Origin of the sequence: Micromonospora sp. C95 (assembly GCF_018070465.1) — a bacterium.
Taxonomy (GTDB): Bacteria; Actinomycetota; Actinomycetes; order Mycobacteriales; family Micromonosporaceae; genus Micromonospora.
Window position 1 is genome coordinate 89434 of record NZ_JAGPXT010000019.1, and the last position, 17388, is coordinate 106821.

General features: G+C 70.7%; 16 protein-coding genes. 10 read left to right on the forward strand and 6 right to left on the reverse strand.

What is annotated here, in order from left to right; translation table 11 throughout:
* Nucleotides 1-31: 31 nt before the first annotated feature.
* Nucleotides 32-802, reverse strand: coding sequence for a protein phosphatase 2C domain-containing protein (locus KBX00_RS20665; RefSeq protein WP_307868980.1), 771 nt, complete (start codon nt 800-802; stop codon nt 32-34).
* Between the two features lie 123 nt (nt 803-925).
* Between KBX00_RS20665 and KBX00_RS20670 the strand changes: the two genes are divergently transcribed.
* From KBX00_RS20670 to KBX00_RS20695, 6 genes are all read left to right on the forward strand, one after another.
* Nucleotides 926-1162 carry an HTH domain-containing protein gene (locus KBX00_RS20670; RefSeq protein ID WP_013732409.1) on the forward strand — a complete coding sequence of 79 codons (237 nt, stop codon included), beginning with the start codon at nt 926-928 and terminating at the stop codon, nt 1160-1162.
* Complete coding sequence (locus KBX00_RS20675; RefSeq protein WP_210829406.1) at nt 1162-1740, forward strand: Clp protease N-terminal domain-containing protein; 579 nt, start codon at nt 1162-1164, stop codon at nt 1738-1740. The genes KBX00_RS20670 and KBX00_RS20675 overlap by 1 nt, the downstream gene beginning before the upstream one ends.
* A gap of 170 nt (nt 1741-1910) precedes the next feature.
* Nucleotides 1911-2906 carry a diacylglycerol kinase family protein gene (locus tag KBX00_RS20680; protein ID WP_374225340.1) on the forward strand — a complete coding sequence of 332 codons (996 nt, stop codon included), beginning with the start codon at nt 1911-1913 and terminating at the stop codon, nt 2904-2906.
* 39 nt (nt 2907-2945) lie between these two features.
* Nucleotides 2946-3962 carry a YihY/virulence factor BrkB family protein gene (locus tag KBX00_RS20685; protein WP_210829417.1) on the forward strand — a complete coding sequence of 339 codons (1017 nt, stop codon included), beginning with the start codon at nt 2946-2948 and terminating at the stop codon, nt 3960-3962.
* 71 nt (nt 3963-4033) lie between these two features.
* Entirely contained in the window at nt 4034-5524 is a 1491-nt protein-coding gene (locus KBX00_RS20690) for a phosphatase PAP2 family protein (protein ID WP_210829419.1), read from the forward strand.
* Between the two features lie 7 nt (nt 5525-5531).
* A complete protein-coding gene (locus KBX00_RS20695; protein WP_210829421.1) occupies nt 5532-6332 on the forward strand; it encodes an endonuclease/exonuclease/phosphatase family protein in 801 nt (266 codons plus the stop codon).
* Between the two features lie 120 nt (nt 6333-6452).
* Here the strand turns inward: KBX00_RS20695 and KBX00_RS20700 are convergent, their stop codons facing one another.
* Nucleotides 6453-7415 (reverse strand): TIGR03557 family F420-dependent LLM class oxidoreductase, encoded by a 963-nt coding sequence (locus KBX00_RS20700; RefSeq protein ID WP_210829429.1) that lies wholly within the window; start codon nt 7413-7415, stop codon nt 6453-6455.
* 344 nt (nt 7416-7759) lie between these two features.
* Between KBX00_RS20700 and KBX00_RS20705 the strand changes: the two genes are divergently transcribed.
* Nucleotides 7760-9163: a cellulase family glycosylhydrolase gene (locus tag KBX00_RS20705; protein WP_210829431.1), complete on the forward strand. Its 1404-nt coding sequence runs from the start codon at nt 7760-7762 to the stop codon at nt 9161-9163.
* A 71-nt stretch (nt 9164-9234) separates the two neighbouring features.
* On the opposite strand, the gene KBX00_RS20710 is transcribed toward KBX00_RS20705, so the two are convergent.
* Nucleotides 9235-9651, reverse strand: coding sequence for a MerR family transcriptional regulator (locus tag KBX00_RS20710; RefSeq protein WP_210829433.1), 417 nt, complete (start codon nt 9649-9651; stop codon nt 9235-9237).
* 152 nt (nt 9652-9803) lie between these two features.
* Between KBX00_RS20710 and KBX00_RS20715 the strand changes: the two genes are divergently transcribed.
* Nucleotides 9804-10382, forward strand: coding sequence for a hypothetical protein (locus KBX00_RS20715; RefSeq protein WP_210829435.1), 579 nt, complete (start codon nt 9804-9806; stop codon nt 10380-10382).
* A gap of 232 nt (nt 10383-10614) precedes the next feature.
* Nucleotides 10615-11616, forward strand: a complete 1002-nt coding sequence (locus tag KBX00_RS20720) for a sporulation protein (protein WP_210829437.1) — start codon at nt 10615-10617, stop codon at nt 11614-11616.
* An 85-nt stretch (nt 11617-11701) separates the two neighbouring features.
* Here the strand turns inward: KBX00_RS20720 and KBX00_RS20725 are convergent, their stop codons facing one another.
* Both KBX00_RS20725 and KBX00_RS29420 read right to left on the reverse strand, forming a co-directional pair.
* A complete protein-coding gene (locus KBX00_RS20725; protein WP_210829439.1) occupies nt 11702-12079 on the reverse strand; it encodes a hypothetical protein in 378 nt (125 codons plus the stop codon).
* Nucleotides 12080-12277: 198 nt separating this feature from the next.
* Complete coding sequence (locus KBX00_RS29420; protein ID WP_307868984.1) at nt 12278-14320, reverse strand: glycerophosphodiester phosphodiesterase family protein; 2043 nt, start codon at nt 14318-14320, stop codon at nt 12278-12280.
* Nucleotides 14321-14492: 172 nt separating this feature from the next.
* Here KBX00_RS29420 and KBX00_RS20735 point away from each other — a divergent pair, with 172 nt between their 5' ends.
* A complete protein-coding gene (locus tag KBX00_RS20735) occupies nt 14493-14894 on the forward strand; it encodes a hypothetical protein (RefSeq protein ID WP_210829441.1) in 402 nt (133 codons plus the stop codon).
* A gap of 139 nt (nt 14895-15033) precedes the next feature.
* On the opposite strand, the gene KBX00_RS20740 is transcribed toward KBX00_RS20735, so the two are convergent.
* Nucleotides 15034-17256, reverse strand: coding sequence for an AAA family ATPase (locus tag KBX00_RS20740; protein WP_210829508.1), 2223 nt, complete (start codon nt 17254-17256; stop codon nt 15034-15036).
* Between the last annotated feature and the right edge of the window lie 132 nt (nt 17257-17388).

The following is a 17388-nucleotide window of genomic DNA, read 5'->3' on the forward strand; positions in this document are numbered from 1 at the left end:
GGGGCGTGATCGCCGGACGGCCGGTGGATGGTCAGGACGCCGGCCCGGCCCGGAGCACGACCGCGCTGGCGTTGTCGGCCCCACCGGCGTCCAGCGAGGCGCGCAGCAGTGTCCGGACCGCGTCCGCCGGCTCGGGCCGGATCAGGGCCTCCTGCATCACGTGGTAGCTGACCTGGTCGCTCACCCCGTCGGTGCAGAGCAGCCAGGTGTCGCCGGGACGCAGGGTCACGGCCAGCAGATCGGCTTCCGGTGCGGCCGGGTGGCCGGCGTAGCGGGTGAGCTGGTACCGGGCCCGGGCGGCGGCGGGCGAGTCGGTCGGGTACCAGCCGTGCAGCACACCCAGCCAGGCGACCGTGTGGTCGGTGGTGGCCAGTTCCAGCAGGTCGTCGCGGAGTCGATAGGCCCGCGAGTCACCCAACTGGATCACCCAGCCCTGACCGCCGTGCGGCTCGACGACCAGGCCGGTCAGGGTGCAGCCGGTCAGCTGAGGGCTGCCTCGACCGGCCTCGATCACGGCGGCTTGGACCGCGTCGGCAACGCTCCGTAGCCGGTCGGCCCCGATCTCGGGCCACGCCTCGCGGACCAGCGCGGCGAACGTCGGTACCGCGGCGGCACCGGCGCGACGGCTGCCCGCACCGTCGCCCATGCCGTCGGCCACCACGGCGAAGGGAAGCGTGGAATCGACGTGGATCACGTCGTAGTTGTCGCGGTACCGGTTGCCGACCACGCTGCCGCCGGCCACCTCGAGGGTCAGGTCGGTGAGCGTGAAACGGCGTGACTCGTGTCCCGCGTCCTGGCTCACTGGGGCCTCCAACCGACGGCTGGCGCGGAGTCCCCGCGCGATCCCGACCCTAGCGAAGACGAACCATCAGGAGGTTGTCAACCGGGGTTGACGCACGCGCTGACGTCAATGTAGGTTGACAGCATGAGTCAGGCAACGGAACTCGCGGCCGCGGCCGGCAGCACCGATCCGCGGGTCGGTCTGCGTGCCGTCCGCGCCCTGCGCCGGCTGCTCGAACGGCTTGAGGTGGTCCAGGTCGACAACGCCCGACGACAGGGCTGGTCGTGGCAGGAGATCGCCGACGCGCTCGAGGTGAGCCGACAGGCGGTGCACAAGAAGCACGCCGGGCGACCGGCGGTCGAATCCTCCTGGGAGGCGTGATGTTCGAACGATTCACCGACCGTGCCCGCGAGGTGGTGCGGCGGGCCCGCGAGGAGGCCCGCGCCGAGGGCCAGCGGCCGGTCGGCACCGAGCACCTTCTGCTCGCCGTCCTCGCCGACGATGACGGCCTGGCCGCGCGGGTGCTCCGCGACGCGGGCGTCACCGCCGACGACCTGCGCGAGCGGGTCCGCCGGCACACCGAGACCGGTGGCAGCGGCCTGGGCGAGGCCGACGCGGCGGCGCTGCGTGAGATCGGCATCGACCTGTCCGCCATCGTCGCCCGGATCGAGGAGTCGTTCGGTCCGGACGCTCTCCGTGCGGCGATGCCGGCTCCGCGCCGCCGGTGGGGCCGGCGGCGACCGACCGGCGGCCCGTTCTCCGCCCGCAGCAAGAAGGTGCTGGAGCTGTCGCTGCGCGAGGCGCTTCGGCTGCGGCACCGCCACATCGGCACCGAGCACATCCTGCTCGGCCTGCTGCGCGAGGGCAACGGCCTCGCCGCGCTGGCGCTCACCGAGGCCGGAGTCGACCTGCCCGACCTACGCCACCGCGTCGAGCTAGCCCTCCGCGCCAGCGCCTGACGTTCCCCGCATCCCCAGCAGACTCCTGCCGCGATCTTGCAGTTTTGGTCCTTGTTATGTGGCTTCTGCGGCATATGCACCGACGAAAACTGCAAGATCGCCGGTGGAAGGTGGTTGTCGGTGACCGGCGTCGAGTCGCCCAACCCGGCACCGTGCTGCACACTGACGCCGTGGAAGCTGGACGGGACGAAGGGCCGCTGCGCAGCGCGGTGGTGGTCAATCCGGTAAAGGTGACCGATCTCGACGCGTTGCGCCGGACCGTCGGCGACACGCTCGACGCGGCCGGCTGGCCGGAACCGCTGTGGTTCGAGACCACCCCCGACGATCCCGGTCGCGGCCAGACCGAGAAGGCGCTCGCCGCCGGGGTCGAGGTGGTCTTCGCCTGCGGCGGCGACGGTACGGTGATGGCCTGCGTCGACGCTCTGGTCGGCACCGAGGTGGCGCTCGCCGTGCTGCCCCAGGGCACCGGCAACCTGCTCGCCGCCAACCTGGGGCTCTCCGATGAACTACCCGCCGGGCTGGCGGTGGCCATCGAGCGTGGCCGCCGCCTGCTCGACGTCGGTGCGGTGGACGGGCAGCATTTCGCCGTGATGGCCGGCATGGGTTTCGACGCCCAGATGCTCGATGCCACGAGCGAGACGACCAAGCGGCGGATCGGCTGGCCCGCGTACGTGGTGGGGGCGGCCCGACACCTGCGGGACCGGCCGATGCGGGTGTCGATCCGGCTGGACGACCAGCCGCCGCTGCGCCGCCGCGCCCGTTCGGTGCTGGTCGCCAATGTCGGCCGGCTCCAGGGTGGGGTGACCCTGCTCACCGAGGCGGAGCCCGACGACGGCTACCTCGACGTCGCGGTGCTCACCCCGCGCACGCTGCGGCACTGGCTCACCCTCGGTTGGGCGGTGCTGCGTCGGCGCGACCGGGTGCCGCGGATGGAGGTGTACCGCGCCCGTCGAGTGGAGATAACCAGCAACCGGAACCAGCCTCGGGAACTGGACGGCGACCTGATCGAACCGGGTCGTGAGCTTCGGGTACAGATCCGGCGGCGGGCGTTGTGGCTGTGTGTACCGCGGCCGGAACAGGCACCGGACCTGGCCGAGGACGCGTCGGCCGCCGCCGAGCGCGGCGAACGCCTCGTCGAGGAGGGCAGGGGTGAGCGCGAGGAGTGAGCTTGCGAGCCCCGCAGTCGCGAACGGGAGGGCCGCTCGGTGAGCAGCACCAGGATCGTGCCGGAGACCCGGCTGATGTCCGACGAGCAGCTCTGCGCCGACCATGCCTGGCAGACGTTGCGCCGGGAGGGCGGCTGGCACCTGCTACGCGACGCGTTCACCCGGTTCCGCTACGGCGACGGGTTCAGCCACTCCCGTGCCTTCGCGTTCCAGCTCTGCCTCGCCGTGGTGCCCTTCCTGATCGCCCTCACCGGGCTGATCTCGGAGCTGGGCGTGGCCGAGGGCGGGGAGGTGGTCGCCGACACGGTGCTGGCGTTGACCCCCGGCACCAGTGACCAGATGGTCGCCGAGCTGCTCGGCGGGGGCGACGACGCGGGCGCCGAGCGGGTCGAGGAGACCGGTGAGGTGGCGCTCACCCTCGGTCTGATCACCGGGCTGGTGGCGCTGACCAGCACGATGGCCCAGATCGAGCGGGGTGCCAACCGCATCTACGGCGTCGAGCGGGACCGGCCGGCGCTGTGGAAGTACCTACGCGCGGCCGTGCTCGCCGTGAGCGCCGGCCTCCCGGCGCTCGCCGGGTTCCTCATCCTGGTCGGCGGTGGACCGATGGGCGACTCGGTGGAACGGCACTACGCCTGGGGTGATGTCGCCAGCACGGTGTGGGACGTGGTGCGTTGGCCGCTCAGCCTGGGCCTGACGGTGCTGGCGGTGGCGGTGCTGTTCCGCCACGCGCCCCGGCGCCATCAGCCCGGCCTGTCCTGGCTGTTGTTCGGTGCCGGCATCGCGACCACCATGTGGTGGCTGGCCAGCCTCCTGCTCGCCGGGTACGTGCGGTTCAGCGGGGACTTCGGACAGACCTACGGCGCGCTGGCTGGGATCATGGCGCTGCTGCTCTGGGCGAACCTCACCGGCATGGCGCTGTTCGGGGGGCTCTCGTTCGCGGCGCAACTGGAGGCGGTACGCATCGGCGTGCAGGAGCCGGCGAGGCCGGACCTGTGGGAGCCGAACGTTCAGCGGGTACCGGTGCACGACACCGGCGAGATGACCGCACTCTGACCACCCGGTCGCCGGGTGTACCGCGGCGGCGGATCGGGTACTGCGCCACGCCAGAAGCGAAGGAGGCTGCCGTGGGCGCGGTCAGGGACGTACTGCGACGACCCCTGGGACATTTCACCGAACGTACGCTCGCTGGTCTGGCGCTCGTGCTCGGTGCCGGGGTGGGCTTCGGGTTGCTGCTGGTGCTGGTCCGGGTGCGGTGGTCGCCGCTGTACGACGTGGACCACGGTGTCGCCGAGTGGCTCAACGACCGGGTGGCACCGATCGGGCCGCTGGTGACGGTGCTCAACGCCGTCACCGACCTCGGTGGGCGGGCGGTCATCATCTGGTTGGTGACCGTCGCCGTGGTCGGGTTGCTGATCCGCCGGCAGGGCCGCCTCGCGGTGTTCCTGATCGTCACCGGCGCGGGCGCGCTGATCCTCGACCCGTCGCTCAAGACGCTCGTCGACCGGCTGCGTCCCGAGGTGGAGGTGCCGATCGGCGCGTACGCGGGGCAGAGCTTCCCCAGCGGTCACGCGCTCGGGTCGATGGTGGCGTACGGCGCGTTGCTGCTGGTGTTCCTGCCGGCGATGGCACCGCGCTGGCGTCGGCCGGCGATGGCCCTGGTCGCCACCGTCGTCTTCCTGATCGGGTTCACCCGGGTGGCGCTCGGCGTGCACTTCCTCTCCGACGTGATCGGCGCCTGGCTGCTCGGCGCGGCCTGGCTGGGCGTCACCGCGTACGCCTTCCGGTTGTGGCGGTTGGAGCGGGGGCGGCCCGCGGCGCCGTTGATCGAGGGGTTGGAGCCGGAGGCCGGGCAGGAGGTGGCGCCCGCGCCGGACGAGGAGAAGCTGCTGCCGCACGCCCGGGCCGGCGTCGCCGAGATCATCGTCGGCTGGGTGCTGGTGTTCGGCGCCCTCTACGGCTTCGGCATGTTCGTCAGCTATTACGCCGACAACACCTTCCTCGCCGGCCTCGACGAGGCGGTGCCCAACTGGTTCGCCGACCGTCGGACCGCCGCGCTCGACGATTTCAGCTGGTGGTGGAGCAAGGTCGGCGACACCCACGCCATCCTGGCGATCTCGCTTGTCTTCTGCCCGCTGGTGCTGGCCATCTGGCGGCGTTGGCGACCGGTGCTGTTCGTGGCGTTGACCATGTTCGGCGAGCTGACTCTCTTCCTGGCGAGCGCGGCGGCGGTGGACCGGCCGCGCCCGCCGGTGGAGAACCTGGACGGTCCGATGCCGACCTCGTCGTTCCCGTCCGGGCACATCGCGGCCAGCCTCTGCATCTGGGTGGCGATCGCCGTCATCGTCTTTCCCCGTACCGACCGGTGGTGGCGGTGGGTCTTCGTGGCGCTCGCCGTGGTGATGCCGGTCGGGGTGGCGATCTCCCGGATGTACCGGGGCATGCACCACCCGACGGACTTCATGGGCGCGATCCTGCTCACCACGCTGTGGATCGGGCTGTTGTACTGGGTGGTGCGGCCCAACGAGGACGTCCGGCAGGGCAACCAGCCGGCCATCGAGTCGGAGGACGTGGACACCCTCGACGACGAGCTGGCCCGGGCCGGCCGGCCCGGCTGAGCCGGCCGTGCTGCGGCTGATGACCTGGAACATCCGCACCGGCGGCCGGGACCGTGGCGGTCCGGACCGGCGCGAGCTGGTGGCCCGGGTCATCGACCGGCAGCGGCCGGACGTGCTCGCGCTACAGGAGCTGGGTGGTCTCGACGTCGCGGGTTTCGCCCGCGGCGTCGGGCTCCGCCCGTACCTGGCCCGCTCGTGGCTGGGGCAGCCGGTGGCGGTGCTGGTGCGGGCGCCGTGGCCGGTGCTGGCCGCCGCACCGGTACGGCGGCCGTTCCACCACGCGGCCCAACGGGTGGTGGTGGGCACCGACGCCGGTCCGTTGACGGTGCTCGGCACCCACTTCGACCCGTACTCGGGCACCCGCCGGCGGGTCGAGGCGGGGTGGGCGGCCGCCGCCGTGCGCGCCGGCCGGGACCGCCTGGCGCTGCTCGCCGGTGACCTGAACACCCTCGCCCCGTACGCGGAGCACGCCGACCGGGTGGGGCGGCTTCCGCCCGCGTACCGGCGCCGGCATCTGCGTCGTGACGGGCGGACGGTGGAGACCCGCGCGGTGGCCCGGCTGCTCGCCGCCGGCCTGGTGGATCTCGGCGCGAGCGCCGGACCGACTGTGCCGACCGCCCACGGTGGTGCCGAGTTCGCCGACATGCGCCTGGACTACCTGCTCGCCACTCCCACCCTGGCCACCCACCTCACCCACGTGGAAGTGATCCGCACCCCCGACACCGACCACGCCTCTGACCACTACCCCCTGCTGGCCGAGTTCGCCCTCACCCCGCCCACCCCGCGGAACGTCACAGGAGCAGGTTGAGTAGGACGGTCAGGACGATCGAGGCGACGATCGAGAAGAGGATCATCAGGAGGCAGCCGACGCCGCCGCCGGCGGGGCGGATCTCCGTGTTGCCGAATCGCATCGGTCACACCTCGTCGCTCACAGGTCGCGGAGTCGGGGTAGCAGCTGATCCTGCGCCCAGTCGAGGAACATCGGCTGGCTGTCGCCGCCGACCTGGACCAGAGCCACGTGGGTGAAGCCCGCATCGACGAACTTCCTGAACGCCGCCACGTGCCTGTCCACGTCCGGGCCGCAGGAGAGCCCGGCGGCCACGTCCTCCTCGCGGACGCTGCGGGTGGCCGCCGCGAAGGAGTCGGTGTCGGGCAGGTCGCTGTTGACCTTCCAGCCCAGGTCGAACCAGCGGAACTGGTCGTGGGCGATCTTGCGGCACTCGGCCTCGTCGGGGCCGTAGCAGATGGCCACCTGCCCGTACCGGGGGCGTCCCGCCCCACCGGCCTGCTCGTACATCTCGACCAGGTGCGGCTCCGGATCGGTGGCGATCATGCCGTCGGCGTACTCGGCGGCGAGAGTCGCCGACTGCCGGCCGGAGGCGGCCACCGCCATCGGCACCGGCGTGTCCGGACGGTCCCAGACGTAGGCGTCCGGCACGTCGAAGTGGTTGCCGGAGAAGGTGAGCGTCTCCCCGTTGAGCAGCGGGCGGATGATCTGCAACGCCTCCTCGAACATCTCGTGCCGCTGCTGCACGTGTGGCCAGCCGCCCACCACGTGCTCGTTGAGGTTCTCCCCGGCACCGAGGCCGAGGGTGAACCGCCCGTCGGAGAGCACCCCCAGCGTCGACGCCTTCTGCGCCACCACCGCCGGGTGGTAACGGCGGATCGGGCAGGTCACGAAGGACATCAGCGCCGCGCGGGAGGTGGCGTGCGCGACCGCGCCCAGCACCGACCAGGCGTACGGCGAATGGCCCTGCGACTCCAGCCAGGGGTAGTAGTGGTCGGACATGACGAGGTGGTCGAAGCCGGCCGCCTCGGCCCGTACCGCGTGGTCGACGAGTTCCTTCGGACCTGCCTGCTCGCACATCAGGGTGTAGCCGACGCTGACCATTGACGTCTCCTTCGGGCCGGGGCGGGTCATTCCGGATACCCCGGTCCGGATCGGTCAACCCTGCCTGATGCTTGACGGCGCAGCGGGCCCGTGCCTACGGTTGCCTGAACCGGTTCAGATGTCGGCGTGGTGGGCATTCTGTGGTGGGGATGTCCGACCCCGTGACGACCCGGTGTCTCCCGGGTCGTCACGGGTAGCCGGCTTACTGAACCGGTTGCTTCCGTTATCCCATCGGCATACGCTGATGCCTCGCCGGGTCTGAACGCGGCTGTCGGGCTGCAGCCGCGCACCTGCCACTCACCGCACCCCCTGGGCACGGGGGAGACACCTCCTGCGAGGAATGCATGAGAAAACTGTTCGCGGCCGTCGGTGCCGTCCTGCTGGCGACCGTCGCCGCAGTGTTCGCCTTCGGACCGTCGGCGCACGCCGCCGCCGGCTTCACGGTCAGCAACGGGCGGCTCTACGACGCCAACGGCAACGAGTTCGTCATGCGTGGGGTCAACCACGCGCACACCTGGTACCCGAACCAGACCAGTTCCTTCGCCGACGTCAAGGCCCTCGGCGCCAACTCGGTGCGGGTCGTGCTCTCCAGCGGCGACCGGTGGACCCGGAACAGCGCCAGCGACGTGTCGAACGTGATCCAGCTCTGCAAGGCCAACCGGCTGATCTGCGTGCTGGAGGTGCACGACACCACGGGGTACGGCGAGCAGAGCGGGGCGGTCAGCCTGGACCGCGCGGTCGACTACTGGCTCAGCATCGCAAGTGCGCTGAACGGCCAGGAAGCGTACGCGATCGTCAACATCGGCAACGAGCCGTACGGCAACCAGAACTACTCGTCGTGGGCCACCGACACCGCCAACGCGATCCGGCGGCTGCGTACCGGCGGTCTCACGCACACCATCATGGTGGACGCCCCGAACTGGGGTCAGGACTGGTCCTTCACCATGCGCGACAACGCGCCCACGGTGTTCAACGCCGACCCGGCCGGCAACACGGTCTTCTCGATCCACATGTACGGCGTCTTCGACACCGCCGCGGAGATCAGCGACTACCTGGGGCGTTTCCGCAGCCGGGGCCTGCCGATCGTGGTCGGCGAGTTCGGGCACAACCACTCCGACGGCAACCCCGACGAGGACGCCATCCTGTCCTACACCCAGGCCAACGGCATCGGTTGGCTGGGCTGGTCGTGGAGCGGCAACAGTGGTGGCGTCGAGTACCTCGACATGGCCACCAACTTCAACCCGAACCAGCTGACCAGTTGGGGTGAGCGGTTGTTCAACGGCACCAACGGCATCCGACAGACCGCACGGCAGGCGAGCGTCTACGACTCGACCCCGCCGACCACCCCACCCCCGTCGACTCCGCCGCCGTCGACGCCGCCCCCGTCGACTCCGCCGCCGTCGACGCCGCCCCCGTCGACTCCGCCGCCGTCCACGCCGCCGCCGAGCGCCGGTTGCACGGCGACCTACTCGATCGCCGGGCAGTGGCAGGGTGGTTTCCAGGGCGACGTGCGGGTGACCGCCGGCTCCACCGCCATCAACGGTTGGACGGTGCGCTGGACGTACGCCAACGGACAGGCGGTGACCCAGACCTGGAACGCGACAATCTCCAGCAGCGGAGCCACCGTGACCGCCCGCAACGTCTCCTACAACGGCCGCCTCGGTGCCGGGGCCAGCACCAACTTCGGCTTCCTCGGCAGTTGGAACGGCACCAACTCGACGCCGGTGCTGACCTGCACCGCGAGCTGACATCGCACCGTCGGTGGCCGGGCCCGCACGGGCCCGGCCACCGCTGCGTCCCTGATCAGAGCGGAAAGGGCTCAGTCGGATTCGCCGGAATTACGGGAGAGGGCCGGCTGGCCAACGCAGTTGTTCACCGAATTCACCAGTTCGGTGCATTCGGTGAGGTCCCGGTGATCACAGTCCAGAGCGTGGGAAATAATTGCCAACGAGGCTCGCGAGTCACTTATTCGGCGGCGGAGTACGTTTCGCTGTTCGGTCAGCAGTTGCCGCCATACCGTCGGGTCGTCCCGGTTGGCCAGTAGTGCCCGTAGTTGGCCGAGGCTGAACCCGGCCTCCTTGCCGAGCAGGATCAGGCCGACCTGGCCCGCGTGTTTACGCTGGTAACGGCGCCGCCCGTTGGGTTGCCGCTCGGGTGTGAGCAGACCCATCGCCTCCCAGTGCCGCAGTACGTGTGGAGCCAGGCCGAACCTGCCGGCCAGCTCGCCGATAGTCATCGATCGCCCACCAGATCTTGACTTCATGTCAGCATTAACTTGCATCATTGTGATTGGCGTCAAGCCGCGGCGGCCGACTCCCAGAGAATTGATTAAAGTCTTGACAAGTGGAGGCGTCAGTGCAGTTGTTGCGTCAATCGGGTCATGCAAGGTTGCGGGCCGTACTGACCATGCTGGTCGTTCTCGCCGCGGCAATCGGCGTCAACCTGGCGGCGTCGTCGCCGGCCAGCGCGGCGACCACGACCATCTGCAAGAGTTCCCCGGTGCCGGCCGGCTACGTGATCATCGCCGAGGGTTCGTCGAGCTCCTGCCCGTACGCATACCCGAACACCTGGACCATCACCACCCCGTCCACCACCGGCACCACCACGGTCTGCAAGGTGTCGAGCATTCCGGCCGGCTACGTCATGATCAGTGAGGGCAGTTCCACCCAGTGCCCGTACTCGTGGCCGAACACGATGACGATCCGCATTCCGTCCACGAGCAGCACGACGGTGATCTGCAAGTCCTCGCCGCTGCCGACCGGATTCGTGATCACCGCTGAGGGCAGTTCCACGCAGTGCCCGTACTCCTGGCCCAACACGTACAGCATCCGGATCCCGGCGGCGTCCGGCACCACTGTCGTCTGCTCGATCTCGCCGGTGCCCGCAGGCTACGTGGTGGTCGGAACCGGCTCGTCCACCCAGTGCCCGTACGCCTGGCCGAACACCAAGTCGATCCGACGCGCCTGACCGGAGCGCGGTGTCGTAGAACGCACCGGACCTGGTTCGGACGCCGCCCTCTGAGACACCGCACCAGCTCTACTCGCCGGGCGGCCCGAACCCGGGCCGTCCGGCGAGACGGTGCGAATCCGCACCGCATCGGCTTGTTTTTCAGCCATCTCACAGGCCCGCTCGATAAAGTTCGCTGGTCCGCGTCCGCTCCCACAATGGAGTACGGGCACCAGACCCCGCAGGAGTACCGATGGTCTTCAAGAAGATGCTGAGCGCGTTGGGCGTGGGCGGTCCCAGCGTGGACACCGTCCTGGTCAACCCGAACACCAGACCCGGACTTGCCCTCGACGGCCAGGTCAACCTGCTCGGCGGCGACGCGGCGGCGGACATCGAACAGATCGCCATCGGTCTGGTCGCCCGGGTCGAGATCGGTGAGCAGGCCGGCGTGATGGAGTTCCACCGCCAGGTGGTCAGCGGGCCGCTGCAACTCGCGGCGAAGCAGGCACTGTCCATCCCGTTCCAGCTGCCGCTGCCCTGGGAGACGCCGATCACCGCGGTCTACGGTCAGCGTCTGCACGGCATGGCGCTGGGTCTGCGTACCGAGTTGGCGATCGCCCGCGCGGTCGACAAGGGTGACCTGGACGAGATCAACGTGCACCCGCTGCCGGTGCAGGAGCGCATCCTGGAGGCGTTCCTCCAGCTCGGCTTCCGGTTCAAGAAGGCCGACCTGGAGCGTGGCCTGATCCACGGCGTGCAGCAGACCCTGCCGTTCTACCAGGAGATCGAGTTCTTCGCGGCACCGCAGTACGCGCAGAGCATCAACGAACTCGAACTGACCTTCGTCAGCAACCCGCACGGCGTCGACGTGGTGCTGGAATGCGACAAGCGCGGCGGCTTCCTGGCGCCCGGCCACGACGTCTTCGGCCGCTACCAGGTGGCGCACACCGATGCGGAGCGCTCCGACTGGGTACAGGTGGTCGACGGCTGGTTGCAGGAGACGATCGGTCGCTTCGGTGCTCTGCGCGCCCAGGCGTTCGGACCGCACGGCTACGGCGGAGCGCAGAAGTTCGGCCACCCGCACCAGCGGGGCGGCGTCGGCATGGGTGGGGTGGTGGCCGGCGCTGCGCTGGGTGCCGCCGGTGGCATGCTCGCCGGCCACATGATCGGTAACGCCTTCGAGGGTGCCGAGGACGAGGTGTCCGAGGCCGCCGGTGACTTCGGTGGCGACTTCGGCGGCTTCGAGGAGTTCTAGGCACGACGAGACGGTGGCCCTTCGGGATCTCTCCCGAAGGGCCACCGTGCGTACGCGGGCCGCTCGCGGCCACGCCGTCGCGGGGTCACCGTCCCCGCTTACGCTCCTCGCCGGAACGCTTGGCGCTGCCGGCCTTGGCCAGACCACGGCTACCCAGGTAACCGAGGGTCAGCAGGGTGATGAAGAACCACGCCTGGCCGGGGTTGTTCAGGTTCAGCCCGTACGAGCTGGTGCCACGCCAGAAGGCGGCGATCACCACGGTGGTGACGGCAGCGGCGTAGATCCAGAACTCGGTGGTCAGGAACGCCTGCTTCGTCTCCGTGCCCGGTGCCGGCATCGGTTCCCGGTGCCCGTCCTGCATCATCGGCATCTGACGGGTGGGTGCCTCCTGCATGGCCGCGCGGTTCTGCACGTCCTGCGCCGGGCGGTTCATCGGCCTGGTAGATGCAGCCTGCGTGCTCATCTGTCCTCCTCAGGATTGATGAGTCGTAACCTGCGACCCTCGCCCCGCTACCGCGTGTCGGCCACGGCACGGTTCGCGCACTTGGCGGGGGCACCCCGCGTCTACCCCCGCCGACGGGGGCAGTAACGCCGATCCGATCCCGCGATTCCCGCCGTTCGCGCGGGCGACGCCGGAATGTCGCGTCGCCCGCGCTGCGCCTCACCGCAGGCCGTTGCGGATGGCCACGCCGACCAGCAGATCCGGGTCGTCGGTGATGATGCCGTCGACCCCGAGGTCGATCACCCGCTGCATCACCGTCGCGTCGTTGACGGTGTAGGGGATCACCTTCAGGCCGTACCGGGCCTGGAGGGTGCGTACGTCCGGTCCGTGGAAGTACGTCGGGTCCTGCCGCAGGTACCAGTCCGGGTGGCTGACCGAACCCTGCGCCGGGTCGTGCACCTGCCAGTTCGCCGACACCGTGGCGGCACCGGCGGCCCGGGTGAGCCGGCCCAGGTCCCGGTACTTCCACCAGTCCAGTCCGGCGGTCCACGGGCTCTTGACCGACCGGTCGCCGTACACCGCCCGCAGCGAGCACTCGTCGGCCAGCCCGGTGCACTCCGTCGGCCCGTACTGCCAGACCAGGGCGACCGTCTCGATCCGCCGGTCCAGGTGCCGGGCGTAGGTGATGGTGCGCCAGTCGAAGGACTGGATGGTGACCCGGCTGGTCAGGCCGGCGCGCTGCACGGCGGTGACCAGCTTGCGGGTGAAGCTGCGGTACGGCTCGGTGTCGTCCACCAACGGGCTGATCTTCGTCTCGATGTTGAACCGGATGTCCGTCCGGCCGCTGGCCCTCACCAGCGCGAAGACCTCCTCCAGGGTGGGGATCCGGGCACCCGGGACCGGCACCTGGCCGGGCATGTCGGCGGCCGTCTTCGTACCACAGTCGAGGGTCTTGAGCTGCGCGAGACTGAGCGAGTGCACCAGCTTGCCCACGTACGGGAACTTCGGGTCGCGCGGTCGCACCGGCGCGGTGTCGAGGCAGTGCGAGCCGTTGACGGTGCGGTCGTGCAGCACCACCAGCCGGCCGTCGGAGGTCACACCGGTGTCCAGTTCCAGGGTGGAGATCGCCGGGTTGGCCAGGGCGTTGGCGAACGCGGGCAGGGTGTTCTCCGGCCGGGTCGCCCGGCCGCCACGGTGCGCCTGGATGTCGAACGGGGCGGCGTACGCCCGGGGCAGCCGGTAGCCGCGCTGCTTGAGCAGGGTGCGCAGCCGGTCCGGGTAGTCGGTGATGAGGCCGTCCACCCCGTCGTCGATCAGCTTGGTCATGGTCGGCACGTCGTTCACCGTCCACGGGATGACCCGGATGCCGTTGCGGTGGGCGTGGGTCACCAGCTCCCGGGTCACGTACGGCCGGTAGCCGGGATCGGTGACGGTGCCGTTCTGCGGAAAGCCGTGCACCGGTGAGAAGGCGGTGACACCCAGGCTGCGGATCGCCCGGATCGGGTCGCCGCCGAAGTCGTCGATGTCCAGCCCACCCAGCCACGGAGAGGCGCCCGGCTGCCCCACCTGGAGGAAGTCGTAGTTGGTGAGCGCGACAAGCGGCAGCCGCGGCTCGACCTGACGCATCCGCTTGAGCGCGCCCCAGTCGAAGCTCTGGATGGTCACCTGCCGCAGCATCCGGGCGGCCCGGATCTCCTTCGCGGTGACCTGGACGAACTGCTCCCGTGGCGCGGTCTCGCTCGGCGCTCCCGCCTCCACCTTGGTCTCGATGTTGAGCATCACGTCGTTCGCCCGGTACCGCTTCACCAGGGCGAAGACCTCACTCAGCAGCGGCATCCGAGCCTCCGGCACGGCGAGCTGGCCGGGCCGGTCCGGCAGCGTACGCGAGCCGCAGTCGAGGGTGCGTACCTGCGCCAGGGTCAACGTGTTGACGTACTTCCCGACGTACGGAAAATCGGGGTCGTCCGGGACGGCCGGGGCGGTGTCGGCGCACTTCGTGGCGCTGACCCGCCGGTCGTGGGTGACCACGGCCTGTCCGTCCTCGGTGATCTGGACGTCCAGTTCGAGGGTGCTCACCCCGAGTTGAAGCGCGTTGCCGAACGACGCGAGGGTGCTCTCCACCCGCAGGCCGAGACCACCCCGGTGGGCCTGTAGGTCGAAGTCCCGGTCTGGTCGCGGATGTGTCGGGGCGGGTGCCGCCAGCATGGTCGTCACGATCGTCGCGGCCAGGGCCGCGACGGCGGTACGGCGTACGGTGCGCACGCTGTCCTCTCCCTCCTGCGGGGATCTCCCGCCGAATCCGCTGCACAGCATCGGCAGCCGGCACGGCGGGCAGGCAAGCGCAGTGCGACCGTCGGGTGAACCGGCGGTGCGGGTTTGCCGCGCCGGTCACCGGGCACGCACCGAGACCGACCCTTCTGCGAGGTGATGGATCGTGCGTGAGGACCAGATGCGACAGGACGCCGCCCGCCGGGCCGAGGAGCGGATCACCGGCGACGGGTACGGCGAGGGTGCCCTGGACGAGGTGACCGTGCCGCCGACCGATGTGGAGAGCCAGTTGCAGCGCGAGGACCCGGACGACCCGGCCGACGTGCCGATCGACCCGACCGTGCTGCGCGACGGCGGGCCGACGCGCGGCCAGGGCGCGATCACCACGACCGGCGGCACCGCCGGCCCGGCCAGCGCCCGCCGGGTGGCCCGCCAACCGGAGCGCCACCGCGGCAAGGTCGCCCCGACCACCACCGGCGACGCCACCACCGGCGGCCTGAGCACCCCAGCCGCCGGCCCCACCAGCGACAACTCCACCCCCACCACCCACCAGGGCAACTTCGACTAACCCGGTCCCGGTCTCACTCCCACTCACTCCCGCTCCACCCGGTTGATCATGAAGTTGTTGCCTGCCGTCGTCGGCGTGTCGGGCAACAACTTCATGATCAAGCGGGCGGCGGGGGTGGGGCGTGGGGGGCAGGGGGATGTTAGGGGGTGGGGGTGAGGGTGGTTAGGTTTTGGGTGGCGCGGGTCAGGGCTACGTAGAGGTCGTTGCGGCCTCGGGGGGACTCGGCGATGATGTGGGCCGGGTCGACCACGATGACGGAGTCGAATTCGAGGCCCTTGGCCTCGGCGACGGTCAGTACCACGACCCGGCTCTCCAGCTCGGGTTGCTCGCCGACGGCCGCCTCGGGCACCGCCGCCGTCAGCGCGGCACCGAGGTCGTCGAGCCGGCCGGCTGGGACGATCACCCCGAGCCGCCCGTCGGTCAGCCCGGCCGCCTCGGCGGTGGCGGTCGCCACCAGCTCCGCAGCGAGCGACTCCGCCGGCACCGCACGCTGCTGCGGCGGAAAACCACTCGAGCGTACGGCGCGCGGCGGGCGCAGCGTCGGATCGATCTCGGCCAGTACGTCTGCGGCCACCTCCATGATCTCGGCCGGGGTGCGGTAGCTGACGGTCAGCTCGGTCAGCCGCCACCGGTCCGCCACGTACGGCGCCAGCGCCTCCGCCCACGACGGCGTGCCGGCCAGCGCCCCGGTCTGCGCCACGTCACCCACGATGGTCATCGAACGGCTCGGGCAGCGGCGCATCAGCAGCCGCCACGCCAGCGGCGACAGCTCCTGCGCCTCATCGACGATCACGTGCCCGAACGCCCAACCACGGTCCGCCGCCGCGCGTTGGGCGGTGGTGAGCCGGTCCGCCTCCTCCTGCCGTTCCAGCAGCCGGTCGGCATCGAGCAGGTCGGTCACGCCGAGGATCTCGCCGCCCTCGGCCTCGTCCTCCACGTCGATCGAGCGGGAACCCCGGGCGATCTCCAGTACGCCCTCGGCGTACTCGCGTTGCAGGGCGCGGATCCGGTCCCGGCGGGCGGCGGCGGCCCGGTCGTCCTCACCGAGCAGTTCCGCCGCCTCGTCGAGCAGCGGCACGTCCGCCGGTGTCCAGCCGCCCGGCTCGCGGTGCAGGGCGGCCCGCTCGGCGGCGCTGAGCATCGGCGCGGCGGTGTCGATGCGCTCGGGCGCGGCGTAGAGGTCGGCGAGCAGGCGCTGCGGCGTGAGTACCGGCCACAGCTCGTCCAGGGTCGCCCGGACCTCCGGCTCCTCGCGCAGCTCGCGGCGGATCTCGGCGCGGTCGGCCTCTTCGAGCAGGTTCTCCCCGCCCAGCGGGTCGGCACCGATGCGTTCGGCCACCTGGTCGGCGAGCGCGTGGATGATCTCGATGTCGAAGACCGCGCGGGCCAGGTTGTGCGGCCGGCCGCTGCGCCGGGCCCGGTCGCGCGCCGCGCGCACGGTGGCCGGGTCGAGGACGAGAACCTCCCGCTGCGGCAGCTCGATCTCCAGCGGCTCGTCGGGCACCCGCTGCCGATCGCGTACGGCGTTGGCCAGCACCTCGACCATCGTCAGGCGGCCCTTCAGGGCGGCGGTGCTGGCCGGCTCGGCCCGGTGGGCGCTGACGCCCGGGAAGAGATCACCCTGGGTACGCAGCAGCACGCCCGTCTCGGCGAGCGCCGGCAGCACCTGCGAGATGTACCGCAGGAACGTCACGTTCGGACCGACCAGCAGCACACCCCTGGTCGACAGTTCCCGCCGATGGGTGTAGAGCAGGTACGCGGCCCGGTGCAGCGCCACGGCGGTCTTGCCGGTGCCCGGCCCGCCCTGCACCACGAGCACGCCCGGCAGGTCGGCCCGGATGATCCGGTCCTGCTCGGCCTGAATGGTCTCCACGATGTCGCGCATCCGGCCGGTTCGGCCGGCGTTCAGCGCCGCGAGCAGTGACGCCTCGCCGGTCAGCTCCTCGTGGGCGGTGGGGGAGGCGGTGGCCAGGTCGAGCACCTCGTCGTTGAGGCCGACCACCTTCCGTTGCCGGGTACGCACGTGCCGGCGTCGCCGGATGCCCTGTGGGTTGGCGGCGGTGGCGAGGTAGAAGGCGCGGGCGGCCGGGGCACGCCAGTCCATCAACAGCGGCTCGTAGTCGCCCTCGGTGTCGAAGATGCCGATCCGACCGATGTAGTGGCGCTTGTCGCCGTCGGTGTCCAGCCGGCCGAAGCAGAGGCCGTTCTCCACCGCCGAGAACTGCTCCACCTGATCGGCGTACATGCGTACCGAGCTGTCGCGTTGCGAGCGGGCCTGCAACGTGCCACCGGTGGACCGCAACTGCTCGGTCAACCGCGTCGCCGCCTGGTCCCGCAGGTCGTCGAGGCGCTGGTAGAGCATCGAGACGTACTCCTGCTCGCGGCCGATCTCGTCGTCGGACGGTGAACCGCCGGAGTGCCTTGACAATCCGTCTCCCAATTGGCTAGAATTCGCATTCAGAACGGCTTTCTCAAGCCGTTCTTTTTTGTGCCT

Bases quoted from the DNA above. Each gene is read 5' to 3' on its own strand.
- KBX00_RS20705 (WP_210829431.1), top strand. From the start codon at position 7,760: ATGAGAAAACTGTTCGCGGCCGTCGGTGCCGTCCTGCTGGCGACCGTC.
- KBX00_RS20740 (WP_210829508.1), bottom strand. From the start codon at position 17,256: ATGCTCTACCAGCGCCTCGACGACCTGCGGGACCAGGCGGCGACGCGG.
- KBX00_RS20710 (WP_210829433.1), bottom strand. From the start codon at position 9,651: ATGACTATCGGCGAGCTGGCCGGCAGGTTCGGCCTGGCTCCACACGTA.
- KBX00_RS20700 (WP_210829429.1), bottom strand. From the start codon at position 7,415: ATGGTCAGCGTCGGCTACACCCTGATGTGCGAGCAGGCAGGTCCGAAG.
- KBX00_RS20725 (WP_210829439.1), bottom strand. From the start codon at position 12,079: ATGAGCACGCAGGCTGCATCTACCAGGCCGATGAACCGCCCGGCGCAG.
- KBX00_RS20670 (WP_013732409.1), top strand. From the start codon at position 926: ATGAGTCAGGCAACGGAACTCGCGGCCGCGGCCGGCAGCACCGATCCG.
- KBX00_RS20675 (WP_210829406.1), top strand. From the start codon at position 1,162: ATGTTCGAACGATTCACCGACCGTGCCCGCGAGGTGGTGCGGCGGGCC.
- KBX00_RS20720 (WP_210829437.1), top strand. From the start codon at position 10,615: ATGGTCTTCAAGAAGATGCTGAGCGCGTTGGGCGTGGGCGGTCCCAGC.